Annotated in this window: 22 protein-coding genes; 18 read left to right on the forward strand and 4 right to left on the reverse strand. The window is 41.3% G+C overall.

Annotated elements, in window-relative coordinates; translation table 11 throughout:
* Positions 1 to 266: 266 nt before the first annotated feature.
* A complete protein-coding gene (locus tag MHH46_RS15155) occupies positions 267 to 3,779 on the forward strand; it encodes a discoidin domain-containing protein (RefSeq protein ID WP_076190409.1) in 3,513 nt (1,170 codons plus the stop codon).
* A gap of 292 nt (positions 3,780 to 4,071) precedes the next feature.
* The gene (locus MHH46_RS15160; protein ID WP_076125767.1) at positions 4,072 to 4,413 is read left to right on the forward strand and encodes a DUF1801 domain-containing protein; all 342 of its coding nucleotides are present in this window, start codon (positions 4,072 to 4,074) and stop codon (positions 4,411 to 4,413) included.
* An 80-nt stretch (positions 4,414 to 4,493) separates the two neighbouring features.
* Here the strand turns inward: MHH46_RS15160 and MHH46_RS15165 are convergent, their stop codons facing one another.
* Entirely contained in the window at positions 4,494 to 4,916 is a 423-nt protein-coding gene (locus MHH46_RS15165) for a MarR family winged helix-turn-helix transcriptional regulator (RefSeq protein ID WP_248548335.1), read from the reverse strand.
* Positions 4,917 to 5,192: 276 nt separating this feature from the next.
* Here MHH46_RS15165 and MHH46_RS15170 point away from each other — a divergent pair, with 276 nt between their 5' ends.
* Complete coding sequence (locus MHH46_RS15170; protein ID WP_076125763.1) at positions 5,193 to 6,716, forward strand: MDR family MFS transporter; 1,524 nt, start codon at positions 5,193 to 5,195, stop codon at positions 6,714 to 6,716.
* A 79-nt stretch (positions 6,717 to 6,795) separates the two neighbouring features.
* Here MHH46_RS15170 and MHH46_RS15175 read toward each other — a convergent pair whose 3' ends face one another.
* Positions 6,796 to 7,881 carry a helix-turn-helix transcriptional regulator gene (locus tag MHH46_RS15175; RefSeq protein ID WP_076190407.1) on the reverse strand — a complete coding sequence of 362 codons (1,086 nt, stop codon included), beginning with the start codon at positions 7,879 to 7,881 and terminating at the stop codon, positions 6,796 to 6,798.
* A 128-nt stretch (positions 7,882 to 8,009) separates the two neighbouring features.
* Here MHH46_RS15175 and MHH46_RS15180 point away from each other — a divergent pair, with 128 nt between their 5' ends.
* The 10 genes from MHH46_RS15180 to MHH46_RS15225 all read left to right on the forward strand — a co-directional run bounded on the left by MHH46_RS15180 (position 8,010) and on the right by MHH46_RS15225 (position 19,250).
* The gene (locus MHH46_RS15180) at positions 8,010 to 9,089 is read left to right on the forward strand and encodes a saccharopine dehydrogenase family protein (protein ID WP_076125756.1); all 1,080 of its coding nucleotides are present in this window, start codon (positions 8,010 to 8,012) and stop codon (positions 9,087 to 9,089) included.
* Positions 9,090 to 9,124: 35 nt separating this feature from the next.
* Positions 9,125 to 9,691 (forward strand): adenylyl-sulfate kinase, encoded by a 567-nt coding sequence (cysC, locus tag MHH46_RS15185; RefSeq protein ID WP_076190406.1) that lies wholly within the window; start codon positions 9,125 to 9,127, stop codon positions 9,689 to 9,691.
* Positions 9,692 to 9,856: 165 nt separating this feature from the next.
* Positions 9,857 to 10,627: a flavodoxin family protein gene (locus MHH46_RS15190; protein WP_076184551.1), complete on the forward strand. Its 771-nt coding sequence runs from the start codon at positions 9,857 to 9,859 to the stop codon at positions 10,625 to 10,627.
* Positions 10,628 to 10,703: 76 nt separating this feature from the next.
* Positions 10,704 to 13,088: a polyprenyl synthetase family protein gene (locus MHH46_RS15195; protein WP_076190405.1), complete on the forward strand. Its 2,385-nt coding sequence runs from the start codon at positions 10,704 to 10,706 to the stop codon at positions 13,086 to 13,088.
* Between the two features lie 166 nt (positions 13,089 to 13,254).
* Positions 13,255 to 13,752, forward strand: a complete 498-nt coding sequence (locus MHH46_RS15200) for an RNA polymerase sigma factor (RefSeq protein WP_076190492.1) — start codon at positions 13,255 to 13,257, stop codon at positions 13,750 to 13,752.
* A gap of 17 nt (positions 13,753 to 13,769) precedes the next feature.
* The gene (locus MHH46_RS15205) at positions 13,770 to 15,251 is read left to right on the forward strand and encodes a DUF4179 domain-containing protein (protein ID WP_076190404.1); all 1,482 of its coding nucleotides are present in this window, start codon (positions 13,770 to 13,772) and stop codon (positions 15,249 to 15,251) included.
* Positions 15,252 to 15,309: 58 nt separating this feature from the next.
* On the forward strand, positions 15,310 to 15,936 hold the full coding sequence (locus MHH46_RS15210; RefSeq protein ID WP_076190403.1) for an HAD family hydrolase: 627 nt from the start codon (positions 15,310 to 15,312) through the stop codon (positions 15,934 to 15,936).
* Positions 15,937 to 16,159: 223 nt separating this feature from the next.
* Positions 16,160 to 17,527, forward strand: coding sequence for a Na+/H+ antiporter NhaC (gene nhaC, locus MHH46_RS15215; protein ID WP_076190402.1), 1,368 nt, complete (start codon positions 16,160 to 16,162; stop codon positions 17,525 to 17,527).
* A 94-nt stretch (positions 17,528 to 17,621) separates the two neighbouring features.
* Positions 17,622 to 18,842 carry an enhanced intracellular survival protein Eis gene (gene eis / locus MHH46_RS15220; RefSeq protein WP_076190401.1) on the forward strand — a complete coding sequence of 407 codons (1,221 nt, stop codon included), beginning with the start codon at positions 17,622 to 17,624 and terminating at the stop codon, positions 18,840 to 18,842.
* Between the two features lie 84 nt (positions 18,843 to 18,926).
* Positions 18,927 to 19,250 (forward strand): hypothetical protein, encoded by a 324-nt coding sequence (locus MHH46_RS15225; protein WP_076190400.1) that lies wholly within the window; start codon positions 18,927 to 18,929, stop codon positions 19,248 to 19,250.
* Between the two features lie 44 nt (positions 19,251 to 19,294).
* On the opposite strand, the gene MHH46_RS15230 is transcribed toward MHH46_RS15225, so the two are convergent.
* The gene (locus MHH46_RS15230) at positions 19,295 to 20,170 is read right to left on the reverse strand and encodes a deoxyribonuclease IV (RefSeq protein WP_076190399.1); all 876 of its coding nucleotides are present in this window, start codon (positions 20,168 to 20,170) and stop codon (positions 19,295 to 19,297) included.
* Between the two features lie 200 nt (positions 20,171 to 20,370).
* Positions 20,371 to 21,402, reverse strand: coding sequence for a M23 family metallopeptidase (locus MHH46_RS15235; protein WP_076190398.1), 1,032 nt, complete (start codon positions 21,400 to 21,402; stop codon positions 20,371 to 20,373).
* Between the two features lie 191 nt (positions 21,403 to 21,593).
* Here MHH46_RS15235 and MHH46_RS15240 point away from each other — a divergent pair, with 191 nt between their 5' ends.
* The 5 genes from MHH46_RS15240 (at position 21,594) to MHH46_RS15260 (ending at position 26,843) form a co-directional block, all read left to right on the forward strand.
* Complete coding sequence (locus tag MHH46_RS15240; RefSeq protein ID WP_076125728.1) at positions 21,594 to 22,349, forward strand: response regulator transcription factor; 756 nt, start codon at positions 21,594 to 21,596, stop codon at positions 22,347 to 22,349.
* Positions 22,346 to 24,097, forward strand: coding sequence for a sensor histidine kinase KdpD (locus tag MHH46_RS15245; protein WP_076190397.1), 1,752 nt, complete (start codon positions 22,346 to 22,348; stop codon positions 24,095 to 24,097). The genes MHH46_RS15240 and MHH46_RS15245 overlap by 4 nt, the downstream gene beginning before the upstream one ends.
* A 195-nt stretch (positions 24,098 to 24,292) precedes the next feature.
* Positions 24,293 to 25,159, forward strand: a complete 867-nt coding sequence (locus MHH46_RS15250) for an SDR family oxidoreductase (protein WP_076184560.1) — start codon at positions 24,293 to 24,295, stop codon at positions 25,157 to 25,159.
* Positions 25,160 to 25,371: 212 nt separating this feature from the next.
* Positions 25,372 to 25,917 (forward strand): CueP family metal-binding protein, encoded by a 546-nt coding sequence (locus tag MHH46_RS15255; protein ID WP_076190396.1) that lies wholly within the window; start codon positions 25,372 to 25,374, stop codon positions 25,915 to 25,917.
* A gap of 413 nt (positions 25,918 to 26,330) precedes the next feature.
* The gene (locus MHH46_RS15260) at positions 26,331 to 26,843 is read left to right on the forward strand and encodes a DinB family protein (protein WP_076125721.1); all 513 of its coding nucleotides are present in this window, start codon (positions 26,331 to 26,333) and stop codon (positions 26,841 to 26,843) included.
* Positions 26,844 to 26,911 lie beyond the last annotated feature (68 nt).

Raw genomic sequence — 26,911 nt, forward strand, 5'->3', positions numbered from 1 at the left:
GAAATCAGGCCTTTATTTGATGGACGTGATGTTAATAGATTCCATATTTAGGGTAGTTCCGCGATATTGGTATCACATATCTTTTCCGTAGAATTACATCTTATAGCTTGATCCGCTTCTTCTCTATAATGAGAGTGTCTCACATTGAAAGGAGGATCGGTTGTTATTTAATGTGCTCTGAGATGAATTTGATTGTAAACGCTATCATTTAAGCACTCCGATAAGGCGACACGTTAGTGAGTATCTACATTAAGAGGAGGATTATAATGCGCAACAAGTATGTCGTTTGGTCGCTTGTAGTAACCCTGTTGATTTCAAGTTTATACCTGGCAGCGGGTCCGTTCACATTTGTTAGTGCCTCTGGTGGCGCGAATTTGACGCTGGGCAAAACTGTGACGGCTAGTGGTCAATCACAAACGTATAGTCCAAACAATGTGAAAGACAGCAATCAAGAGACGTATTGGGAAAGCAGCAATAATGCATTTCCGCAATGGATCCAAGTAGATCTCGGTACAGAGACAAGTATTGACCAAATCGTATTGAAGCTGCCAACGGGCTGGGAGACGCGTACGCAAACACTCGCCGTTCAAGGCAGCACAAATGGATCTACATTCACTGACATTGTTGGTTCAGCTGATTATGTGTTCAATCCTTCAGCAGGAGGGAACACCGTTAAGATTGATTTTTCAGCAACCAGCACTCGTTATGTACGCCTGAATGTAACAGGCAATACGGGTTGGCCGGCAGCGCAAGTATCTGAGTTCGAAATTTATGGAGCTAGTACACCAACACCGACGCCAACAGCCACACCAACGCCAACAGTTACACCAACGCCAACAGCCACACCGACGTCTACAGTCACACCAACGCCAACAGCCACACCAACGCCAACAGTCACACCAACGCCAACAGCCACACCAACGCCAACAGCGACACAAACGCCAACGGCCACACCTGTTGCGGGCAGTAATATCGCGGTTGGCAAATCGATTACCGCATCCTCTAATACGCAATCATTTGTGGCAGCAAATGCTAATGACAACAACACCAACACATACTGGGAAGGTGGCAGTAATCCTAGTTCATTGATACTTGACCTGGGGTCAAACTACAACGTTTCCTCCATCGTTCTAAAGTTAAATCCATCCGCTGCATGGGGAGCACGTACCCAAACGATTCAAGTGCTCGGTCACAATCAGAACACAACGACATTTGGGAATCTGGTGTCAGCACAATCGTATTCGTTTAATCCAGCTTCAGGAAATACAGTAACCATTCCTGTTACCGCAACTGTCAAACGTCTACAGCTTAATATTACTGCCAACTCGGGTGCTCCAGCTGGACAGATCGCCGAATTTGAAGTATACGGTACTCCAGCTCCGAATCCGGATTTGGTGATTACTGGCATGTCCTGGTCACCAACGAATCCGGTTGAGTCTAATGCGATTACGCTGAACGCAATCGTAAAGAATATCGGCAATGCCAGCTCTCCAGCTACTACTGTTAATTTCTATTTAAATAATGAGCTTGTAGGCTCAGCTCCGGTAGGTGTACTAGCAACTGGAGCATCGACAACAGCATCGATGACACTTACCGCAGGAGTTAAGCCTGCCGCAACGTATTCAGTTAGTGCCAAAGTTGATGAAGACAACCTAGTTATCGAACAAAATGAAGCGAATAACAGCTACACGAACCCAGCGTCACTTATTATCGCTCCAGTGTCCAGCTCTGACTTAGTGGGAACTGTTACATGGACACCAAGTAATCCTGTTGCTAATAACAATGTAGCGTTTAATGTAAATCTTAAGAATCAAGGAACCATTGCCTCTGCAAGTGGTTCACATGGTATAAGCGTTGTTCTTAAAAACTCTGCGGGTTCCACTATTCAAACCTATAATGGATCTTATAACGGTGCCTTAGCAGCGGGGGCATCAGTTAATGTTGCGATTCCAGGGACTTGGACAGCGATTAATGGTAACTACACAGTCACCACTACTGTTGAAGTGGATGCTAATGAGATAGCTGCCAAGCAAGCGAATAATGTAAGTGTTTCTAATCTCGTTGTCTATGCTGCGCGTGGTGCAAGCATGCCGTATAGCCGATATGATACCGAGGATGCTGCTCTCGGGGGTGGCGCAACATTGAAATCGGCGCCAACCTTTGATCAAGCATTAATCGCTTCTGAAGCTTCTGGCCAGCGTTATATAGCTCTTCCTTCGAATGGTTCGAACTTAGAATGGACGGTCAGACAGGGTCAAGGCGGCGCAGGTGTAACGATGAGATTTACAATGCCTGACTCTGCAGATGGGATGGGATTGAATGGTTCACTGGATGTGTATGTGAATGGAGCGAAAGTAAAAACAGTTTCCTTAACCTCATACTACAGCTGGCAGTATTTCTCAGGTGATATGCCTGGCGATACACCTAGTGCAGGACGTCCACTATTCCGTTTTGATGAAGTTCACTGGAAGATGGATACACCCCTCCAACCTGGAGACAAGATTCGAATCCAGAAGAACAATGGAGATAGCTTGGAATATGGTGTGGATTTCCTTGAAATTGAATCTGTTCCAACAGCAATTGCCCGCCCAGCTAACTCCGTATCTGTAACAGATTACGGTGCTGTGGCAAACGACGGACAAGATGATCTGGCAGCTTTTAAAGCTACTGTAAATGCAGCCGTGGCAAGCGGAAAGTCTATTTATATTCCAGCAGGAACCTTTAATCTTAGCAGTATGTGGGAGATTGGTTCTGCTAGTAATATGATCAATAACCTCACTATTACTGGTGCTGGTCTCTGGCACACCAATATTCAGTTCACCAATCCTAATGCTGCGGGCGGTGGTATTTCACTCCGTATTTCAGGTAAGCTAGATTTCAGTAATGTATATATGAATTCTAATTTGCGCTCACGTTATGGACAAAATGCAATTTACAAAGGTTTTATGGATAACTTTGGAACCAACTCTATTATCCATGATGTCTGGGTAGAGCATTTTGAATGCGGAATGTGGGTAGGCGACTACGCTCATACACCAGCGATTTATGCTACCGGGCTGGTAGTTGAAAACAGTCGGATTCGGAACAATCTTGCAGACGGCATCAACTTCTCGCAAGGAACTAGCAATTCAATTGTACGCAATAGCAGTGTGCGAAATAATGGTGACGATGGTCTTGCAGTATGGACCAGTAACACAAATGGTGCACCTGCTGGTGTGAATAATACCTTCTCGTATAACACCATTGAGAATAACTGGCGTGCGGCAGCGATTGCTTTCTTTGGAGGAAGTGGTCATAAGGCTGATCATAACTATATCATTGATACAGTTGGTGGTTCCGGCATACGTATGAATACCGTTTTTCCAGGTTATCATTTCCAGAATAATACGGGTGTAGTTTTCTCAGACACAAGCATTATTAACAGTGGTACGAGTAAAGATCTTTATGGGGGTGAACGTGGCGCAATTGATCTTGAAGCATCAAATGATGCTATCAAGAACGTTACATTTAATAACATAGACATCATTAATACCCAGCGTGATGCGATTCAATTTGGATATGGTGGTGGATTCGAGAACATCGTGTTCAACAACATCAATATTAACGGTACAGGACTTGATGGAATAACAACTTCACGGTTCTCAGGTCCACATAAAGGTGCAGCTATTTACACCTATACAGGCAATGGTGCTGCAACCTTTAATAACCTGACAACCTCCAACATTGCTTATCCGAATCTGAATTATATTCAGAGCGGTTTTAATCTAACGATTCATTAATTTTATGTACGAGGTTAAGGGAGAAGCTCTTAGGAGCTTTTCCCTTTTTAGCTTGTAACGAGCTGGATATCTCTAAATTGCCAGAAGGATAATGACTACATGAACAAGAAATTAATATAAGGGGAATTTAAACTATTAAATTTTTGAAATTCTTTTGCAGATGTGTTGATTTCATCATCTTATGTTCGTCATAGCAGATGCGTCGGATCTCAAAGGACCTCCTGATTTTGTTAAACAACTTACTGCGCTTATTCAGGCAAACCATTTAATTACTTAAAGGGAGAGATGAAAAATGAATCAGGAAGTAATCGATTTTATTGAAGCGCTAAAAGAATCATGGCAGGTGGAGTTGTCCACCTCACTACGTGAGGTTGTTCATCAGGCTATACCGGATGTGCAGGAACGTATTCAGTATAAGAAACCTCATTTTTTGAAAAATGGAAAATACGCTGCGGCCATCTCGACATCAAAAGACGCAGTCAGCTTTGTAATCTTTAATACAACCGAGCTAACGCTTCCAGAGGGAGTATTTGAGGGACCACCTGAAAGGAAAACCCTGAAGCTTCGAAAAGGAGACACATTTGATTCTGCACAATTGGTCTCTTTAGTTGCTCAAGCTTCAGCTTCTCTTTGATCCATACTTATATTAAAAGGACGATATCTCAAAGTCATTTGACTTCATGGGATATCGTCCTTTTTGACGATTATACAGTCTTAGTTACTCGTTGTAGTGCTGAGATAGTGAATCTGCTCTTCCAGGATGGTACTTGCTTTGCCTAAAAATGTTGTTATAAGCTCAAGCTCCTGCTCAGTAAAGGAAGACGCCAGTTTAACCATCTTAGTGTGCAAAGGAAGGTAGGCATTTCCAACCTCGTTATTCTCATATAAAGGAACAATGATCACCTTACGACGGTCATTGGGATCATGTTCTCTGCGAACAAAGCCGTTTTTTTCAAGTCGATCAATTAATGTGGTAATGCTGCCTGTAGTAAGTCCAGTTAATTTGGATAGCTCGCCGGCGGTGATAGGACCTTTTTCATGAAGGATATCTATAGATAGAAAATCGTTATTGTATAACCCTAGAGAAGTTGCTACTTTTTGCTGATACAAAACCGTTCGGCTGCCTAGGCCCCGCATGCGTAAAGTTAAGTCTTCCTGCTGAATTGTAACTTGATTGTGTCGATCTCTTGACAAAAGAGGACCCTCCTTTTAAAATGTTTATATCTTGATAGTCAAGATAATTAATAAACAAGATGCTTGATGAACACCTAATTAATTGTCTTGATTTTATCGAATTATTCACTAATTTGCAAAGGGTATAACATCACGTGGTTTGGAATGAAGCCTGTGCACAATCCTTTAACAATTAGAGTAGAACTAAACATTTGGGAAAAGTGGAGGAGAAAAAGGAGCATGGAAAAGAAAAATAAAGTTGGGGTTATTATAGTAGCTCTATTGTTGGCTACACTTATGGCATCAATGGATAATACTATACTTGCAACCGCAATGGGAACCATTGTAGGTGACCTTGGCGGCTTTGACAAATTGATGTGGGTTACGTCCGCTTATATGATAGCTGAGATGGCGGGTATGCCGATTTTCGGTAAATTATCGGATATGTATGGACGTAAGCGATTTTTTATTTTCGGTATTATTGTTTTTATGATTGGTTCAGCTTTATGTGGTACGGCAAATTCTATTGTTCAGCTTAGTATTTATCGGGCAATTCAGGGTATTGGTGGAGGGGCACTCGTTCCTATTGCATTCACGATTATGTTCGATGTAGTGGCCCCAGAAAAACGGGGGAAAATCGGTGGGTTATTCGGTGCTGCCTATGGTATTTCCAGTATTTTTGGTCCTCTTATTGGCGCTTATATAGCGGATTATATTCATTGGTCTTGGGTCTTTTATATCAATTTACCCATTGGTGTTATTGCATTCTTTATGATCGCTTTCTTCTACAAAGAATCTGTTGAGCATTCCAAAGAAAAAATTGATTATCTTGGGGCTTTTACACTTGTAGCTTCAATCCTTTGTCTCATGTTTGCGATTGAGCTCGGGGGTAAGAAATATGCTTGGGACTCGACAATGATTCTGGGATTGTTTATGGCTTTTGTTGTGTTTTTAATTGGTTTTATTGTTATCGAACGTCGTGCAGAAGAGCCAATCATTACCTTTGGCATGTTCAAGAATCGTCTCTATTCTACGAGTAATGTTATGGCGATATTTAGCGGAGCGGCATTTATTACAGCCTCGGTGTACATTCCAATTTATATTCAAGGGGTTCTTGGCGGGTCTGCCACAAATTCGGGGCTTGTTCTACTTCCGATGATGATTGGTTCTGTTATCACTGCTGCTGGCGGAGGATTCTTGCTCTCTAAATTTAATTATCGCACGATCATGATTTCTACGTTAGTACTCCTTGTAGCAGGTATGGCTCTACTTACCACACTAACACCAGACTCCTCCCGGTTTATGGTCACTATTTTTATGTTTCTGGTGGGTCTTGGCATAGGTTCATCATTTTCTGTTCTAAGCAATGCAGCGATTCATGGATTTACAGCAAGACAACGGGGTTCTGCAAGTTCGACACTTAGCTTCACACGGGAGCTGGGAATGACACTTGGCATTACGGTATTTGGTATTATTCAAAGTCACATTTTTTCGAATAAACTAGCTTCCATGTTCAGTAAGGGAGGCGCGGCGCCAGAAGGTGTTAATCTAAGTGATCCAAGTACAATTTTGACTCCCGACACACGGGCCAAAATTCCCTCTGAGGTTCTTGATAAAATCACCGAAGGATTATCTTCTTCTCTTGTTCATACCTTTGCTTGGGCGATTATTCCATCAGTTATAGCTCTAATGGCAGCATTTGTGATGAGCAGGGAGAAGTTTGACCCTGCTTCTGAGCTGGAAGAATTTACGGCATCGCATTAAGGAAATAAAAGATAAAAATTAAAGCCCAAGTCCTTTGTTAATAAAGGCTTGGGCTTTTTTGATAAGAAGCTCGGCGATCCTATTTCTCTGAAATGCTATAACGAGAATGTAAATGCCAGATAAGCTCTCTACGGCTACTGACACCTGCTTTAGCAAAAATGGATTTTAAATGATCCTGAACCGTGTAAGCAGAAATATGTAATTCAGCAGCCAATTCTTTAGTAGATAATCCGCGAATTACTCCTTCAAGTAAATGCTGTTCCCGTTTCGTCAGATCATACGCTTCTGCAATGATAGGAAGCATATCTGCTGGACGTGCAGGCTCGAATGAAATGGCAATTTGCGTCTGACCGTCGTATGCATGAAGCCGGCTAGCCCGGATCACTAGATAAGGTCCGTCTGACATCCGGATACAGGACTTTGCCATCCCCGAAGATTCAGAGGGACTATTGATTGCTTGTGTGCTCACCGCCCGAATTGGTCGTGGCAGGATATGGTGATCAATTTTTTCTAATGAACGAAGTTTCTCTAACCAGCGGTCTGCTGTAGGGTTGGAGGAGAGGAGCACTAGTTGATCAGAAAGGACGGCAATTCCGGAACCGTAATCTTCTTCCAGCCAAGTCTGATTTCTCTCAGGCAACTCAAGACTGAAAGCCCGCATTCTTGCGGCAATCTCAGGAAGCATTAAGGCTATCCGTACACAATCTTCCTGTGAAAATACAGGCTGACCCGACTTTCTGTAAAGTGTCAGATACCCCCAACACGCATCTCCATGAACAAGTACAGCGCGTAATTCATCCTCAAATCCTGCCGGAGACAGTACTTTTTGATAGCGGGCACTCAAATCTGGCTGCCCTTCGGTTGCTTCATATAAAGTAGCTACATGCACTTTACTATGAACCATTTGCTCATAGGGATTAATATCGTCTTCACCGTATTCGATCTGGAACAAGTGATGATGAATGGATTCCACGTTATCTTCTGTAACCGCACCTGTCGAGAGTAGTGTCTGTGGATCAACATGGGTACAGCAGGCAGCATCAAAGGGTACAGCCTCGCGTAAAATCGACAGTAATGAAGTACGGTAGCTATGTGAAGATTCAGAAACAGTACCTAACCTTATGATTTGTTGTTTAATATGATTAAGTTGTCTTATGGTTTTCATAGGTCAGCCCTCTAGTCATGGAGTATAAAAACAGGTATCCCACATTTATGGGATAGTGAATGTAAACCATATCCGTATAATTGAGAATGGTTCTTAATTATTTCTATTATATAGGATGCGGTGATAAAATGCAGAGAAAAGAAGATATTGTAGTCGTCGGTGGATATGGCCATGTAGGGCGTACCATTTGTGAAATCTTAGAGAAAAAATATCCTGGAAAAGTATATGCTGCAGGGCGAAGTCTTGTAAAAGCAAAGCAATTCAGTCAAGCAACTGATGGGAAAATTAAGCCGATGCAGTTGGATATTAATAAACCTTTACCTACTGATAAGTTAGAACGAGTGAAATTAATCATTATGTGCTTAGATCAAACGGATACGGATTTTATAAGAGCTGTGTTTCGAAGCGGTATTCATTATGTGGATGTATCTGCGAACGGTTTGTTTTTGAATGAAATTGAGAAATACAAGAGAGAAGCTGAAGACAATGGGTCAAGTGCTGTCTTAAGTGTAGGACTTGCTCCCGGCATCACTAATCTCCTGGCCCTTGAAGCAGAGCGGCAGATGGATCAGATTGAGGAGATAGAAATTGCGATTATGCTCGGATTAGGTGATTCTCATGGCAAAGCGGCGTTAGAATGGACAGTTGACAGTTTAGCAGCTAAGTTCGAAGTGAAGCAGGATAATCGCCAGGTTGAGGTGGAGAGCTTTACAGACAGAAGGTTGTATCATTTTGGTGATGAGATGGGTAACCGATATGCTTACCGTTTTCCATTCTCAGATCAACAGACACTTAGCAGAACACTGAAATCATCGTCTATCTCTACACGATTTTGTCTTGATTCAGCTCTAGTTACTAAAATACTGGCAATAACGAAAAGAACTGGAGCCGTTCGCTTACTGCAAATAGGCTGGCTGAAGAATTCAATTGTTCGTGTTATGGGGCGGCTGCATTTGGGGGATGATGGGTTCGCTATTAAGGTTGAAGCACATGGAAGAAATTCAGAAGGTAAATTACTTCATGCGGATTTTTTATTACAAGGAAAGAATCAATCTATCATTACGGCAAAAGTAACAGCGGCAGTAGCAAAACATCTATATGATTCACCACCCCCAGGTGGAGTTTACCATATTGAGCAGATGACTGATATAGCGTATATACAGAAGGAATTAGGATCAGCCATTTCTCTCAAGACTGCGGTAAACTAGTATAATATTAATCATATAGAAAGGGGCGTCTTAGAATGAATAGAAAAGATTGGGAGCTGTTGAACGGTCATAAAGCGGGCGTGTTTTGGTTCACAGGATTATCAGGTTCAGGAAAAAGTACACTAGCACAACAAGCTGAAAAAGAATTGTTTAAGCAAGGCATCCGATGTGCTGTGATCGACGGCGACCAGCTAAGGAAAGGTTTGAATATTGATTTAGGCTTTTCAGAAGAGGATCGTAAAGAAAACATGCGTCGCGCAGCCGAAGTAGCATCTATGTTTTTGGAACTAGGCTTTATAGTGCTTGTCCCGATGATTTCACCTTCTTCAGCTGCTAGAGAAGCGATTAGATATCGTTTTCAGTCTGGCGAGTTTGCAGAGGTTTATGTGCAATGTTCATTAGAAACCTGCGAACAACGTGATCCTAAAGGGCTGTATAAGAAAGCTAGAAAAGGTGAAATTCGTGAGTTTACAGGTATTGATGCTATTTATGAAGCCCCTGAACATGCCGAATTGACAGTTAACACAGAGATTTACGATATGGAGAGCAGTGTGAATCTGCTAGTTGATTTTGTTACACATAATTACGCTAAAAAGATATAGAGGGAAGTTAATAGAAGCCTGGTCAAGTCGGGCTTCTTTTTTTGCATTCTCAAATGGAATTATATCGCAGAAAAGGGATCAAGGTGCTACAATATGAATGAATAAAATAATATTCATTCATATTGATAGGTCTTATTCAAAATATGCATATATGGAGGGGTTCAAATGAAAAAAGTTACTGCATTTATTGGGAATCAACAAAAGCATGCGACCTTTGAAGCGGTTTGTGAATTTGGCAATAATTTAAAAGCATATGGTGATATTGAATTTGAGTATGTCTTTTTAAAAGATTATCGGCTTGAATATTGCCGGGGCTGCAAGATATGTTTCAATAAAGGTGAGGAATATTGTCCACTAAAGGATGATCGCGATGTATTGATGGAGAAAATGATCCATTCTGACGGAATTATTTTCGCCACGCCTAATTATGCATTTCATGTATCGGCACCGATGAAGAACCTCTTGGACCGGCTTGCTTTTGTATTTCATAGACCTCGATTCTTCGGGAAAACCTTCACGGCTATTGTCAATCAGGGGATCTTTGGAGGCAGCAAAATTGTGAAATACCTTAGTAATATGGGCGAGAATTTCGGATTTCAAGTTACAAAAGGCTGTGTCTTGACTACTTTGGAGCCAAGAACAGAAGTTGCGCAGAAAAAAATGACGAGAGAAATAAAGAAAGCCTCCGAAAGATTCTATAAGGACCTTATGTCGCCCAAGACTCCAGTTCCTTCTTTTCTCAGATTAATGCTGTTTCGAATGTCACGTACAAGTATAAAAACAATGCTTGATGATCATTCCAAGGATTATCGTTATTACAAAGAACAAGGCTGGTTTGAGTCGGGTTATTATTATCCTGTTTCATTGGGTCCTATAAAAAGGACAGCGGGTCTGATCTTTGACTTTATTGGGAAACGTATGGCGAAGAATTCGTAACCATAAAGACACTTCTCCGTATAAGATATGAACATGACCGACAATTAACCAAAAGAGAAGTTGAGGTAATCCACCTATGAATGTGAATGTAACCGATCATGCCGATTCAGCCTATTCGCTAGCTGAGCAGAGGGCGGCTCAGTATTTTGTTTCACTGTACATGCAGTTCAAAGAAAAAACTTATGTATCTACTCTCACTGAAGATATTCAATTATGGAAAAAACATCATATTCATCGCCGCTCATGGTTGTCATTTTTCTCTAGAGGGAAAAGGAAACCTGATTCGCAGGATTATCATAGGTATATAGGCTGGCTGAATCTTAATGGTAAATTGGATGATTATTTAGATCGCAGCGTGTCCTATTTATATATGAGGGATCTGGGCAAAGCCTTGGATTCTACTGATACACAAAACAGGATTCAGCGAATGGTTGCTGACATTAGATCTCAATTGATCCCAGACGATTCAACAACGATAAGAGATCAATCGGAATTTATGAGTTTGGCAGGAGTATATCGCTGGGCGCAGAAAGAAGGCGTCGAGACCGCCACCATCTGGGTGATCGACAAGCTAAAGAACGTATCAACCCATATTCCGCAGGAAATGAATGCCGAACAAGCGCAGCGTAAGTTAATTAAGATCATTATCGGGGTCATTCTGCATGTAATGGAGGAAATGGGGGAGAGTACCCCACCTTTGGAACGTTCTAAGAAGCTTAGTGAAGCCATTAGACTTGGTTATTCTTATGGGCTGACTTACCCTTTTATTGATGATCTTCTCGATTCCAGTGTCTTAACGGTTCAAGAAAAAGAGCAATTTTCCCTCATGATACGCGACGCTATCCTTACTAGATCTGTGCCTGAGCTTGGAGAATGGTCCGGAGAGAACATGGAATTCATTCGATACGTACATTCGGAGCTTAGTGAAGCTTTCGAATATATTAAAAGCTATCAACGTCCAGAAATGCAGAACATATTTTTCGAGCAATCCTTTGTGTTTTTTCAATCTCAGGAGCTGGACCGTGTTAAGGAACTTTCCAACGCTAATTACACCAATGAAGAGCTTTATATCCCCATTATCTTAAAATCCTCTTCTTCCCGTTTAATTGTCCGATCCGTTATTAGTGCACCTACAGATGATGGATTTGATCAACGCACTTTTTATTATGGTCTTTACAATCAACTGGCTGATGATTTTGCAGATATGTTTGACGATATGAAAGAGGGAGCGGTAACGCCGTATACCTATTTTCTGAAATACCGTGATCAACGTTCAGATTTGATAAACCCTTTTGAATTATACTGGACCGTCATCTCTCATCTAATCCATTCCGTATATCACTCCGATGCCAAAACCCGTGAAGTGATTCTAGATCGAGCAATTAACGGTTTGAAGCGTTGTAAAGAACGTGTGGGTACTGAAAAGTATAAAGAGATTATGGAGATCTTTGCTTCGGGTCAACCCGAATTTAATCGTCTCGTGCAGCAAATGGTGTTGAAAGCTGATGATGTGGATTTTTTTGACAAACTACTAAGAGATCAAATGCTTACGAATTTAAAAAACAACAAGCAGGAAAAGGTGGATTTTCACAATACGATTCAAAAGGTTCGTGGTGAAATCAACAATCAATTGCCGATTAATAAACCTGTTGGGACACCAGCTATGAAAGAAATGTTAATTGATGCAGCCAATTATAGTTTAGAGGGTGATGGCAAGCGAATACGACCTATTCTGACTTGGGTTATGGGGGTGAACGAATACGGATTAGACAGCGCGGCAATTGTGCCGCTTTTGAGGTCTTTGGAATATATGCATACTGCATCCTTAATTTTCGATGATCTGCCCTCTCAGGATAATGCCCCCACTCGAAGAGGCCGTTCAACTCTACATGAGGTGTATAATAGCGCAACGGCGGAATTGACAGGACTCTTTCTAATTCAGAAGTCGATTGAGGAACAGGCATCCCTTTCTACATTCGATGCTAAATCCGTAATTGCTTTAATGCAATATTCAGCTCAAAAGGCGGAAGATACCTGCATGGGGCAAGCGATGGATTTGAATTCTAAAGGGAAAGCATTGACGCTAGAGCAATTAAATATGATTTGTTTCTATAAGACGGGCATTGCGTTCGAAGCTTCACTAGTTATGCCAGCGATTCTCGCACAGGTTAAGGAGACAGAAATTGAAGCTTTGAAGAAATTTGCTTATCATGCGGGGATTGCTTTTCAGATTAAAGATGATTTACTCGACTTGGAAGGGGATTTACAATTACTGGGTAAGCCCACAGGGCAGGATGTTGAGAATAACAATGCAACGTTTGTCTCCATTCTGGGTTCAGAAGGCGCTAGAAAAGAGATGTGGGAGCACTATTGTCTTGCCATGGAGGCGCTAAAAGAGATCCCCCGCAATATCAATTTTTTAAAACATCTATTGAATTATATGGTTAATCGTGATCGATAAATATGAAAATGGAGTGTTGGCATCTTTGCCAGCACTTTTTTATGAAAAAAATCAATCGTTTTTACGTTCAACTCCGTCTTACTTATAAGAACATCAGAACGATGACTTTATCCTAATACCGACACTGACAAAAAAAGAGGGGGTGTGGTGAGTGGTGGATAGGACGATGGACGAGGTCAGAATGGTTGATTTTGCCCGAATGGATGAGGAAGTTTTCTTTAAACGCCTGTATGTGGATCATCGGAAAATGTACACTGTCGCTTATAGTTATCTACGGACAGAAGCGGACGCGTTAGAAGTTGTACAAGAGGCTTCATGTCGAGCCTGGATGAAACGTAAGAAGCTTAAAGATGAACAGTCATTTACACCTTGGTTGATTCGAATTACGATCAATTGCTGTATGGATGAACTACGACGAAAAAAACGAGTGATTCCTACGGAGAAGCTGGCAGAGGTTGCAACTCAGGAAATGAAAAGTAACGACCGGATTGATCTGGAACGTGCTCTGAACCGATTAAAGCCCAAATATCGGCATGTGGTACTTCTTAAATATTACAATGACATGACTACAATCGAAATCGCAAAAGTGCTAAAAAAACCTGAAGGTACAATCAAAACCTGGTTACGCGAGGGACTTAAACAGCTTCGTAATGTGCTGAAGTGATATGGGAGGTGAACGGAGTGACAGATAAAGAAGATCGTATTTTGCAGAAAAATGTTGATGAAATGAATCAGAATACTGAAACTTTACAGGAAATGAAAATTTATAACGCGATGCGAAAGGGAATTAGGGAAGGAAAAAAACGTGAGAAACGCCGCGTTTATACCGCAGGTTTGGGAGTGATCGCAGCTGCAGCCGCAGCCCTTTTATTTACATACTCTTCAATCGGGTTACCGGCCAAGGAAGTGGCTGAACCTTCAGTTCAAACCGCCAGCCCTAAAAATACAGATGATTTTGCAGCTTATCGTTCATTTTCAAGGTTAGAACCAGCGCTTGCTAGTGCTCTGGAAGAGAATCTCGTGATGCCGGTGGGTCAGAGCGCGGAAAACAAGGGGTACCGAGTGGATGTAACTGGTGCAGTAACAGATGGAAGGAAGGTGTATATTCTATACAGTGTTCAGAACAATACAGACAAAGAAGTTATACATGCGAATTTTGCGCTTCAATATGAAGGCATACAGGAGTCGAATCTACATAAAGGTGCTGCACTAAGTATGCTTGCCAGCGATAACCGAATTCAACCAGGCCAGTCTAAGGATTTTATATACACTACTAGTCTTTCACCAACGGTTAAATATCCAAAGGAAGTAAACTATAATGTCATTCTCACTGAAACTTCAGATAAGGCGCTACAATCCAGTAGTAATAAGTACCGGACTAATCTGGATGTTGCTTTCGAACTTAATCCTGATATGCTCAAAGCACAGGAAAGAATTCTAAAAACGGATAAAACGCTGACAGTTGACGGGCAAAAGATTAAAGTGAATCTAGTGCAATATACACCGCTTAGTACCTATGTAGATTTGGAGTATGATCCGAACAATGATAAACAAATTTTCCAATTGATTAATCCAGTTCTGATTAGTACAAATGGGGGAGCTACCGAAAAATTATTTTACCCCGACAACATCAACTCTGACAATTCTGAAGTCTATTCGGACAACACCAAGTTTACACTGGTGTTCAGGAACAGCCAGAGCAGTCTAAACCGTCAGCCAGACACCGTTTCATTAAAAACCTTTGGTATCTCGGCAGTGGAAAAGAATAAAATGAAAATTGTTGTCGATCTCAATAAGCAGCAAATCATTGAAGCACCGGGAAGTGGCCTTGAGCTTGTTGTTCCAACGCAAGAGAATTATGCAGATGAAGGAGAGATCTTGTTGCGGCATACAATTACTGATGCCGAATATTTAAAATACTACACTAGACTTGCTGAGACTTTTACTGATGCGGAAGGAAATGTGCATAAAAGAGCAATCAAAACAACTTCGGCAGGAAACTTCGGTGGCTACATGACTTCAAAGGATGGTACAGCCGTGGATGAAATGCGTTATACTTTTGGAAAGGGAGCGAAAGATTATCCTCAACCCCTAACGATTACGCTAGAGAAATATATTAATCCGATTATGGATACGCAAGCCGTAGAGTTATTTTCTAAGTAATAGATTAAGCTTAACGATTAATAATCTTGTATTTGTTGTAATCCTATAGGAGGTAGTTATGCGTAAATATAACACTGTAATCTTTGATGTGGATGGAACCCTAATTGATACAGAAATCGCTGTTCTGAGTTCTCTGCTAAAGATGTTAAAGGTGGATCATAACAGAGAGTATGAATTGTCAGAGCTCTATTTTGTGTTAGGTATTCCCGGTTCAGCTTCATTACCACAACTTGGGATCGAAGATATTCATGAGGGCAATGAGAGATGGAATGTTTTCATGAAAGATTTCTATGATACTATTAACATCTTTGACGGAATTGTAGATGTAATGAGTTCATTACAGTCAAAAGAGATCGTTCAAGGAATTGTTACTTCCAAGACAAGAGATGAGCTAAATGACGATTTCGTTCCATTTGGCTTAACTAAATATTTATCATATACCGTTATCGCAGAAGATACAGCAAAGCATAAGCCACATCCAGACCCCTTGCTAGAATTTATTAGAGTATCAAAAGCAAACCCTGAATCATCTATTTACATAGGGGACACGATTTATGATTATGAATGTGCACGAGATGCTGGTGTCGATTTTGGATTAGCTTTATGGGGATGCAAGCAGCATGAGCATATTCCCGCGAAATATAAATTTGAAACTCCGCAGGATATTTTAAAGCTGCAATTGTAAAGTGAATAGGGTGAATATATAGCAGAGCGGCATTTTGCCCTCTGTTTTTTTAATGGAAAAACCTTCATTGTATGTTCTTAACATTGACTCTTCTCTATCTTATCGTTAATATTACCTCTGTGCTTCATTGCCCAAAAGCCTAAAAGCTTAAAAGCTTAAAAGTAAGGAAGCACCGCAATCTCCGAATTTTATCCCAATCACAATGTTAAGGAGCACTATCGTTATGGACCGTCAGCTTAGTTTTTCAAAAAGTATGATTATTATCGCTTTTATTTTTGCACTTCTTTTTGTATCTATTTTCCTATTGAAAGCAGAACCTCATATCCCTCTTCTCGCAACCACAGTTGGCACAGCAGTCTTATTGGGTTTATTTGGCGTGTCATGGAAAGATATTGAGGCAGCTATCATTAAAGGCATCCAAACAGCTATAATGCCCATTCTTATCCTCATGTTGATCGGAATATTGATCGCTGTATGGATGATGAGTGGTACGGTGCCTACACTTTTATTTTATGGTATGGATTATATTAATCCGAACTACTTTGCAGTAAGCGCGTTATATGTCACAATTGTCGTCTCTATGTTTACTGGAAGCTCATTCACCACCGTTAGCACGATCGGCGTAGCTTTGATGGGTATTGCTTTGACGACAGGGATTTCTCCCACACTTGCTGCTGGAGCGATCATTTGCGGAGCTTGTTTTGGTGATAAAATGTCACCCTTATCCGATACGACGAATTTTGCACCTGCAGTGGTAGGTATATCCTTGTTCACACATATTCGTAATATGATGTACACAACGATTCCAGCGCTTATTATAACTACTGTCTTTTTCTTGTTCGCACCAAAAGCCGATGCGATTGATTTATCGTCGATTCAGGGGATTAAGTTTGCTCTACAAGATGGATTTCATATCCACTGGTTAACGTTGATCTCACCACTTGCCGTTATTATTTGCTCAATCAAACGAATCCCAATCCTTCCTACACTGATGGTTGGCATTGTTACTGGTCTTCTGGTGACCGCTATTATTCAGCAGCAGGCAGAAATCGGTGTCTGGTTCAGTGTGATGCAGAATGGATACGAAAGTACTATTGCCAATGAAACCGTTGCTTCTATCGTTAACCGAGGTGGAATGCAATCAATGATGAGTTCCGTTTCACTTATCTTGATTGCTTTATCATTAGGCGGGCTAATACAACATTGTGGTGTCATAGAGGCTTTTTTTCGCAAAATCATTCAACCCCTCAAACGTAAAAGCAGTATCGTGCTTATGAGCGGCGCATCATCCATTGCGGTTAATGGGATGACTGGTGAACAGTATCTTTCTATTTTGTTGCCTGGTCAAATGTTCAAAGATGAATATAATCGCCGAGGCATTCCAGCAAAGACACTATCCCGTACGTTAGAGGATTGTGGAACCCTTGTTAATCCTTTAATTCCTTGGGGAGTTAGCGGTGCTTTTTTCGCTGCTACACTAGGTGTGCCGGTAATTGAATATATACCTTATGCCACCCTTCTGTGGTTAAGCCCATTCATTACGTTTGCGTATGCTTTGATCCCGCAGCTGCAAAAGAATTCGCTAGGCTAACCTTCTCTGAAAGAATGTATTTATTGAACGGATATAAAGAATAATAAGAGTGATTTCTGATTTATATCTGGGGAATTCAGCGGGGGTATTGCTAGTGAGTCGCAATAAGTTACAGGACAGAATCAGGTTAGCAAATGTCGAGACTAAACATGCAGAGCAATTTAATAATTTATTGCGTTATGTATTTCAAGTGACGAATCGTGATTTACAAATCTTTGGTTGGGAAAATCGTGAAATCACCCAAGCGAAGCTGCCAGTTCTAAAGTATGCTGATGTGGTCGGTTGGTTTGATGGTGATAAATTGATTTCACAGTTAGCAGTATACCCATTTCAAGTAAATATTTTTGGGCGAATTTATGAGATGGGTGGCCTGACGGGTGTTGGAACCTATCCCGAATATGCTAATTTAGGTTTAATGAATAAGCTGATGTTGCATGCATTAACTAAAATGAGGGGCCGCAAGCAATCAATTTCTTATCTATTTCCGTATTCTATTCCGTATTATAGGCGGAAAGGCTGGGAGATCATTACCGATAAAATCTCATTTGAAGTTCCGGATACCCAGCTGCCGAAAACTAAAAAAGTTCCTGGGAACGTGGAGCGGGTAACTATTGAACATCCAGATATCAAGGAGATATATGATCAGTTCTCCATGCAGCATCATGGAGCTATGCTTCGAAATAAGTTGGCTTGGGAAGAATATTTACGCTGGGATCTGGATGAAATGACAGTGGGCATCTACTATAACAATGAAGATTTGCCCGCAGGGTATTTGTTGTATTGGGTTGCTGAGGAGATCTTTTACATCAAAGAAATGGTATATATTAACGAAGAAGCTCGCGTGGGATTATGGAACTTTATAAGTGCACATTTTTCGATGATTACTCTTGTCAAAGGGGATATTTATAAAGGGGAGCCGCTTTCCTTCGTTTTAGATGATGGTGACATCAAGGAAACCATTGCTCCTTATTTTATGGCCCGGATAGTGGATGTGCAATTATTTATCGAACAGTATCCGTTTAAAAAACAGGATAAAGATGGTTGCCTTATCTTCACCTTGAGTGATCCGATGCTGGAATGGAACCGGGGTACATTTACGCTTAATGTGGATAAAGATGGAACAGGTGTTTTGCACGCAGGAGGGACTAACCCTTCCTTGTTGATTGACATTCCTACTTTAACCACGATGTTAATGGGCTATAAGCGACCTACCTATTTGGCTAGGATCGGTCGGATCCAGGCAGATGAAGCTACAGTTCAATTCCTGGAAGGGTTAATCAGGCCAGAACATCCTTATTTCTCTGATTATTTTTAAAAAGCATACTCTAATGAGTGTGCTTTTTTGTTCTTTTATAGTAGAATTGATTCTCGGCAACACTAAATGATATGGGGTGTAAGAATGGCGATTAATTTCACCAAACCAATGATCCAAAGGTTAGAACAAGAAATCATAGAGGTAGAGAGCAAGCTCAAAAACGTGAAGAACAAAAAAGAAAAATCCAAATTCAAAATTAATCAATTAGAACAGGATATGAAATTTAGCAAGTCTCACACAGATTTGAGCAGTAAAATGACGCGAATCAAAAAGCTTAACGATGAAATTAAGAACATGAATCGACTGCAAGCTGATCTTTCCAAAGAATTAACAGCAAAGAAAAACTCGTTAAAAAAACTCCTGGTAAATGGAACCGCACCTACTACAATTGATTCCACAAAAGGATAGTCGATCATGGCTGCACAGATGAAAAACCGCGTAATTGGCGGTTTTTATTTTTTTACCAGCTCATTTGTTTCTCCCCTTAACAAGGAAATCTCATGCTTATAGGGTGCGTTTACATATTTCTTTTCACCGATGGAGGGAGTCTCTAGGAGTTTGGGGATAGTTGTTAGTTGAGGATGGTGGACCACATATCTTAGCGCCTGAAGGCCGATATATCCGTACCCTATATTTTCGTGCCTGTCTTTATGTGAGCCCATAATATTCTTTGAATCATTGATGTGAATGACTTTTAAGCGCTCTATTCCGATCAATCGATCAAATTTATCCAATATGCCATCAAAATCTTCTTTTACGTTATAACCGGCATCATGGATATGGCAAGTATCCAAACAAATTGATAGACGCTCATTATGGGTCACTCCATCAATAATAGCTGCGAGTTCTTCAAAAGAGACTCCACATTCACTACCTTTTCCAGCCATAGTTTCTAATGAAACCTGAACATTTCGTTTATCTGTTAGCACTTCGTTTAAGCCTTCCACGATCCGAGAGATTCCAGCTTGAGAGCCAGCACCAACATGGGAGCCAGGATGTAGGACGATTTGGGTTGAACCCAAAGCTTCTGTTCTTATGATTTCTGATTGAAGAAACTCTATACTATGCTCAAAGACCTGTGCCGAAAGTGTATTTCCTAAGTTAACAATAAATGGAGCGTGTACAATAATATTAGAAATACCGTTATCTCTCATATGAGCATGTCCTGCTTCAATATTCAAAGCTTCAATGGGTTTGCGGCGTGTATTTTGTGGGGCTCCGGTATAAAAAAGGAAGGTGGTCGCTCCATAAGAGGCTGCCTCTTCACTAGCTCGAAGGAGCATTTTTGTTCCGGTCATAGACACATGAGAGCCTAGGAGTAAAGACATCGGGGTTGACACTTCCTTTCCTCTGAAAAGAGAGCCATATTTAGTTACTATATATCCTATATGTCTATTATTATTTGTGAATTACCCGGATTATATGTATTGGTATTACAAGAAAGTAGGATGTTTTTTAGGGAAGATCAAGGTTGTCTCATCTGATTTATTATTTATGAGAGACAACCTTAGCGACCCGGAATTTAGCGCTAATTAGCAGCGGAAATAGTCTCACCTTGAATTGGTTTTAAATTTTGCTCCCATTTAACTCTGATTGCCCGGGAAGTGAATAGATCAGCTCCATCTGAGATTTGGAAGTGTAGATGGGCCTCGCTCGTATTACCAGAATTACCTGTTAAGCCAATAACTTCACCTTTTTCGACTTTATCCCCCGGTTTTACAGTAACTGACCCATGTTTGAGATGCGCCAAATGACTATATTCACCGCCATGATCAATGACAACGATATTTCCGGTAGCTTGATTCGGATTCATGACCCCAACTGGCTCATTGTCTTTAATGTCATTCACAACCGATACAACGGTGCCGTCCGCTGGAGCGAGAATGTTTTTGCCAAAGGCATAATAGCTTTCATTTTTTAGTGGATCTCCTGTATAGGAATAGTTATCTTTGGTTTGGATAAAATCGTAAGCGTACCGCTGGATTTCTAACTCATAATGATAATTCACAAGCACATTTTCACCACCCCAAAATACATACCAATCTCCCTCAAACGGCAGTGCGTATTCATGTTTGCTTAGTACATTGTCGGTTTCAGGAGAAGGGGTAAGCTCTTGAACTTGAATTAATGTAATCGTCCCATTCGGATCAAACATCCCGACAAGCCCCTTATTGCCAGCATCACTAACCCATGTGCGTCGATCAAATCCATTAAGCTGCATGGTCGATGCCTTTTCCAATGTATGGATACCCTTAGTGAATTCTTTTCCTGTCTCTGTTAATTCTGCTTCACTTATTTCATCTTTTAAAGGCTGATTAAAGCGGGCATACAACTCCTTGTACTTCCCGTCCAGTAGAATCTTTGATAGTTCATCTGGAGCAAATCCGCTCAGAATGGCAGCTGTGGCCGGGCTTGTTGTCTGCTCCGCCTTTTCAGTAGTCGGCACATCTGCATTCTCTCCTCCACAGGCAGCCATTAATAAAGACAATGACCCTACAGCCAAGGCAGTTCTTGTATTCAAAATAACTTTATGAATGATTTTTTTAGGTTTTTTGTTCATATATGTCGCCTCCCAGTATTACGATTGTAGCAGTCTATCCTTAGCTCTTCTGAAATTCTATATTAACACTTACATAATTTACTAGCTGTTTAATGAATACGAATTAAGCTTCCGTTAAGATTAGTAAGATTGCTAGCCAAAAAAATCATGCTATGATGTTAAAAACGTCTATTGTGAAAGGGAAAATTTATATGAATGAGGCTTCAATTTTATTGGTTGATGATGAGGTATCGCTTTTAGACATTATGGAGACAGTGCTGCGTAAGGAAGGCTACGCCAATATAGATACAGTGCAAACAGGTGAAGAAGCAGTAAGTGCCTGTGAATCCAAAAAATATGATTTAATTGTGCTGGATGTAATGCTGCCCGGACGAAGTGGTATCGAAATCTGCCCTTTTATCCGTCAGACGACGGATGCCCCTATTCTTTTTCTGACTGCTCGAACGTCTGATTTCGATAAATTAACGGGATTTGCTATAGGCGGAGATGATTATATTACCAAACCCTTTAACCCGCTTGAAGTGGTGGCTCGTATAAGAGCACAACTGCGGAGATATTTTGCTTCTGCTAACCAACAGGCTACTGGCAAGAGTGTAGAAATAGTCCCCCATAAATCTGCAAATGTATATGATTACGGAAGGTTTAAGCTAGATGAGACAGCGGGAGAACTCCTGGTAGAGGGTCAGTCTGTTGCTTGTCCGGCACTTGTATTTCAACTGCTGGTCTTCTTATGCAAACATCCCAATCAGATTTTCAGCAAAAGTGAGTTATATGAGAAAGTATGGGGCGATGAAGCACTGAGCGATGATAATACGGTTATGGTTCATATTCATCGAATTAGAGAACGTATCGAAGCAGACCCGTCCGATCCAAAATTTATTGTTAACGTTAGGGGTCTTGGTTATAAGCTGGTGAAGGTAGACCGCCAGGAGTTGTCCATGCCATGAATATCAAACGTCGGTTAACGTTAAGGTTCGTTCTACAGCTAGCAATTACGGGAATGGTTGTTCTCGCTATTGCAGCAGTAACGTTTACTTGGATGCTGTTGCGTTTTCTCGATATCAGTATTACGCGTGATTTTGCTAATGTTGGCTTAGAGCAACTGGTTGAATCCTCCAAAATCGATGAGAAGGGCATTCAATTTTCCCCGAGCTTGCTGGAGCAAGTGAAGAAGAATAAGGGCTGGCTGCAAAATATCGATGAAAATGGAAAAGTTGAAAGTGCCTACAACACTCCAAAAGATGTCCCAATTCAATATGGACCGGGTGAAGTAGTCGCCTATTGGACAGGGACTCAGCCTTTTCCGTATACTCTGGCTGTATGGATTCAAGAGAAAAATGGGAGACAATTCACACTTCTTTATGGCGCGCCAAATATACTAGATCCTCTGTTAAAAAAAATGAGCGATGGTACATTTGATGCAGTAGATGGAGATCTGGTTCTGCCTGATTCGATTGAAAGAGAAATTAAATCATCACAGGCTTTTGTTCAACTCATCGATTCATCGGGTACGGAGCTGCTCTCCTATAATAGGCCAAAGATGATTCCCACCAAGTACTCAGTGCCAGAGCTAGCACTACGCACTCTCTACAGTGAACGTTACGGCTATCATGTCCGATCTTCTTTTGATAAACAAACGGGCCAAACATGGATCGTTGGACAACCGAACGTAAAGGGTGCAGATACAGGACAAAAGGTATGGGTACCTGAAGAGGTTAAAATTGTCATTAAAGGCTCATTAGCAATGCTCGCGGCTTTATTGCTTGCATTTATATTGCTATCTTTATGGCAAGCTCATAGGTTTGGAGCGCCAATGCTGCATATGCTTGTATGGCTCGATTCTATTGGAAATGCCATATATACAGAGCCTTTGGACCGTAAAGGAAATCGTCGTAGTCGAACACACGTAGGTAAATGGAGGCGGAGATACCGGGTTTTTTCTGATGTAATGGTCTCCATAGAGAAATTATCTGCTAATTTGCAAAGAGATCAGACGTTGCGGCAACAAACAGAGAATTTGAGGGAAGAATGGATCGCAGGTGTTACACATGATTTAAAAACTCCTTTATCTTCTATAACTGGTTATGCCCATTTACTGGCGGAGCCTTCGTATGATTGGTCGAAAGAGGAAGTTCGCAAGTTTACAAGGACGATGCTGGATAAATCAGCCCATATGGACATGCTGATCAGTGATCTTGCCATGACCTATCGGCTAAAAACAGGGATCAAGCCACCAGAGCTGATGGAAGTGGAATTGAACTCTTGGTTACATCAAACCCTTGATCAAGCTGCTGCAAATCCCGAATACGGGAAGCAGCGAATTATATTTGTGCCGGCACCAAACGAAGTGAGAGCCCGATTGTATACTCCATGGCTAGAGCGGGTTGTGAACAATTTGACTGCGAATGCTTTACTTCATAACCCCTCGGATACGATTTTAACGGTTTCGCTTACTATGAATGATTTGGACAGTGGATTTACTATTCAATTTTCCGATGATGGCGATGGAATGGATGAAGTCACACTTAACCGATTATTTGAACGTTATTATCGAGGAACGGACACCGTATCTAGCTCCAACGGATCCGGCCTTGGCATGGCGATCTCCAAGGGATTAATCGAATGTATGGAGGGCAGGATTGCTGTTGAGAGTAGCCCTGGACAAGGAACCATTATTAAGTTGAGTTGGAGCTAATCATAGAACCAGCGTTTTTCCTAACGGAAATGACGGTGGTTTTTTTGTTCTGAATATAATTTTTTAATTCTCCTGTTTATTATCCAGCCAGAGTTGGGATCATAAATAAGTTGACATCCAATCTGATTGTAACTACAATAGTTACAGGTAGTGGTTAAAATAAATTTATCATCCTAATTTGAGGAGGAAGTAAAAATGAAAATAGCAATAACAGGAGCAACAGGTCAATTCGGATCATTGGTGATAGAAGCTTTACTTAAAACTGTACCTGCAGGTGATCTTGTAGTTAGTGTGCGGAACCCAGAAAAAGCAAGTGATCTTCAGGCACGTGGAGTGGAAGTCCGTCATGGTGATTTTGATCAACCTGAGACGCTGGAATCAGCATTTGCCGGTGTGGATCGATTATTAATTGTATCTGCAGATGGTGATAATGAAACCCGGATTCGTCAACATAAAGCAGCTGTTGCTGCTGCGGAAAAAGCAGGCGTCGGCTTCATTGCCTACACAAGTGTAGGACAAGCAGACAAGAGTGAGCTATTTCTTGCTGAAGTTCACCGCATCACCGAAGAAGCTATTCGCGCAACAGGCATTCCTTACAGCTTCCTCCGTAATAACTGGTATTTGGAGAATGAGATCGGCTCCATTCAAGGTGCTCTAGCAGGTGCCCCATGGGTGACTTCAGCAGGGAATGGTAAAGTTGGCTGGGCTACACGCGGAGATTATGCAGAAGCTGCAGCAAATGTTCTGACAGGTGACGGACATGAGAACACAGTGTATGAATTGTCTGGCAACCCTTTAACACAAGAGGAATTGACTGAGATCATAGGCAGTGTAATCGGTAAAGAAATCAAAGTAATCCAGGTTGACGACGAGGCTTATGCCAAGACCATGTCGGAGGTGGGTGTCCCAGAAGCTGCGCTTCCAATAGTTGTAGCTATACAACGTGGGATTCGTGAAGGTTGGCTTAATATTGAAAGTAGCGATTTAGAGAAACTGCTGAAACGTTCAGCTACTCCTCTTGCGGATGTCATTCGTGTTATGGTCGGTAATTTACAAGCATAATAATATAAAAGATAAAAGGCTTCCTCGAGGTTGAAAAACCAGTGAGGAGGCCTTTTTTTGTGTTGATAGAGGATGAATCAAATACATAACTTTTCACTATTTTGCCTTGTTCATAATTGTGTTAGTTTAGTTTAACTAGTTATACTAAAAGAAATGGAAGATACTTTGAGTGAGTACATAATCTGGCGAATAAGCGAAGGAGATGATTACAAATGAAAAGAAATATCTTGGTGGTATCGGGAGTGGCGGTTGTTGCATTAGGTGCGTATTTGTTATTGGGAGGTATCGATAAGGATACGCCTTCAGCACAAGATACAACCGACATTAAGCAATTAGTGCAAGAATATAGTTCAAGCAGTCTGGAAAACCTGTCCGCGTCTATCACTTCTGAGCAACTTATTGTAACCGATAGTAACAATAAAGAGAAAACTTACGACTTGCCTAAAGATGAGTTTTTTGTTTCTATAGCTCCATATGTGGAGAATACGCATCCTTGCGCAACACATAGCTTGACTGGCTGCCAAGGGGAATTAACGGATGATGAGTTTAAAGTATATATCGAAGACAGCGAAGGCAATGTGATTGTGGATCAAGAAATGAAATCGCTATCTAACGGATTTATTGATCTTTGGTTGCCCCGGGACAAACAATATAACGTAACCATTGAGCAGGACGGAAAAACAGCAAAATCTGTGCTTTCCACTTTTAAGAGTGATAATACATGTGTTACAACTATGCAATTGGCAGAAAGTATCTAAAAAGTTGTAGGGAGAAGACTTGGAAAGCGAATGCTCAGAAGGATGTTTCTTAAGCGATGTCGAATTCGTTATTCATAATCCAATTTGATCTTTCTTCTGATGTATTCTGTATTGGACTTTCGCCAAATGTCCATCGTATCGGACTCCATTGCAGCTATTTTAGATTTTCGCTGCATTTTTCAAGCTTATCGGACTGCATAGCTCTTATTGGCTTGTAATGGCACAGAATTGGAGTGTATTTAGGGAAATAACTGCATCTGGGTCCGATAACCTGGTGAAATGCTATAAATCTACGAAATAAGTGCACCTCGGTCCGATCTAGCGGAGAGTTAGAAAGTGTTTGGGAAAAGAAATCAAAAGTATCACACGAATGATCAAAAGAAATTGCTTTACAGAAGAGAGGAGAGAGATGAATGGTTAAAGAGCTGATCATTGGGGATGTTTTGCAAGAGCTGGCTGGTACACGTCGGATACTGGAGAAGCTGCCTCAAGAGAATATGACATGGAAACCACACTCTAAGTCAATGAGCCTGGGTGGGCTGGCCACACACCTCGTTAATCTTCTGAGCTGGCAATCCGCAATTCTACTTTACTCGGAGTTTGATTTGGCATCTGTGGCATATCGACGAGAAGCACTGGAGAGTCCCGACGCGGTTCTACAAGAGTTCGACCTGAAAGCTCGTGAGATTGAGGAATTAATTACTGCAAGCAATGTGGAGATGCTCGGCGCGGAGTGGACCTTGCGGAACGGGGAGCAGATCATCCGTCGTCAGACACGGGCAGCTGCGCTTCGTACCATCGGATTGAATCATATGGTTCACCACCGGGCGCAGCTTGGAGTTTATCTGCGGCTGCTTGACGTGCCGGTACCTGGTCTTTACGGACCCTCGGCTGATGATTTAGAATTAGCAAACGGTGAAGGTTGATAAGTGAGGAAGCCCTGCACTGCCAAGTAAGTTCAACATATAGCTCTTACCTGATATATTGGAGTATT

The organism is Paenibacillus sp. FSL H8-0175 (genome assembly GCF_045040615.1).
Taxonomy (GTDB): Bacteria; Bacillota; Bacilli; order Paenibacillales; family Paenibacillaceae; genus Paenibacillus_AQ; species Paenibacillus_AQ odorifer.

Bases quoted from the DNA above. Each gene is read 5' to 3' on its own strand.
- MHH46_RS15230 (WP_076190399.1), bottom strand. From the start codon at position 20,170: ATGTCTTTACTCCTAGGCTCTCATGTGTCTATGACCGGAACAAAAATG.
- nhaC (WP_076190402.1), top strand. From the start codon at position 16,160: ATGGACCGTCAGCTTAGTTTTTCAAAAAGTATGATTATTATCGCTTTT.
- MHH46_RS15190 (WP_076184551.1), top strand. From the start codon at position 9,857: ATGAAAAAAGTTACTGCATTTATTGGGAATCAACAAAAGCATGCGACC.
- MHH46_RS15165 (WP_248548335.1), bottom strand. From the start codon at position 4,916: ATGCGGGGCCTAGGCAGCCGAACGGTTTTGTATCAGCAAAAAGTAGCA.
- MHH46_RS15160 (WP_076125767.1), top strand. From the start codon at position 4,072: ATGAATCAGGAAGTAATCGATTTTATTGAAGCGCTAAAAGAATCATGG.
- MHH46_RS15155 (WP_076190409.1), top strand. From the start codon at position 267: ATGCGCAACAAGTATGTCGTTTGGTCGCTTGTAGTAACCCTGTTGATT.
- MHH46_RS15235 (WP_076190398.1), bottom strand. From the start codon at position 21,402: ATGAACAAAAAACCTAAAAAAATCATTCATAAAGTTATTTTGAATACA.
- MHH46_RS15255 (WP_076190396.1), top strand. From the start codon at position 25,372: ATGAAAAGAAATATCTTGGTGGTATCGGGAGTGGCGGTTGTTGCATTA.
- MHH46_RS15260 (WP_076125721.1), top strand. From the start codon at position 26,331: ATGGTTAAAGAGCTGATCATTGGGGATGTTTTGCAAGAGCTGGCTGGT.
- MHH46_RS15200 (WP_076190492.1), top strand. From the start codon at position 13,255: ATGGACGAGGTCAGAATGGTTGATTTTGCCCGAATGGATGAGGAAGTT.
- MHH46_RS15225 (WP_076190400.1), top strand. From the start codon at position 18,927: ATGGCGATTAATTTCACCAAACCAATGATCCAAAGGTTAGAACAAGAA.
- MHH46_RS15175 (WP_076190407.1), bottom strand. From the start codon at position 7,881: ATGAAAACCATAAGACAACTTAATCATATTAAACAACAAATCATAAGG.
- MHH46_RS15240 (WP_076125728.1), top strand. From the start codon at position 21,594: ATGAATGAGGCTTCAATTTTATTGGTTGATGATGAGGTATCGCTTTTA.
- MHH46_RS15210 (WP_076190403.1), top strand. From the start codon at position 15,310: ATGCGTAAATATAACACTGTAATCTTTGATGTGGATGGAACCCTAATT.
- MHH46_RS15245 (WP_076190397.1), top strand. From the start codon at position 22,346: ATGAATATCAAACGTCGGTTAACGTTAAGGTTCGTTCTACAGCTAGCA.
- MHH46_RS15170 (WP_076125763.1), top strand. From the start codon at position 5,193: ATGGAAAAGAAAAATAAAGTTGGGGTTATTATAGTAGCTCTATTGTTG.
- MHH46_RS15180 (WP_076125756.1), top strand. From the start codon at position 8,010: ATGCAGAGAAAAGAAGATATTGTAGTCGTCGGTGGATATGGCCATGTA.
- MHH46_RS15250 (WP_076184560.1), top strand. From the start codon at position 24,293: ATGAAAATAGCAATAACAGGAGCAACAGGTCAATTCGGATCATTGGTG.
- cysC (WP_076190406.1), top strand. From the start codon at position 9,125: ATGAATAGAAAAGATTGGGAGCTGTTGAACGGTCATAAAGCGGGCGTG.
- MHH46_RS15195 (WP_076190405.1), top strand. From the start codon at position 10,704: ATGAATGTGAATGTAACCGATCATGCCGATTCAGCCTATTCGCTAGCT.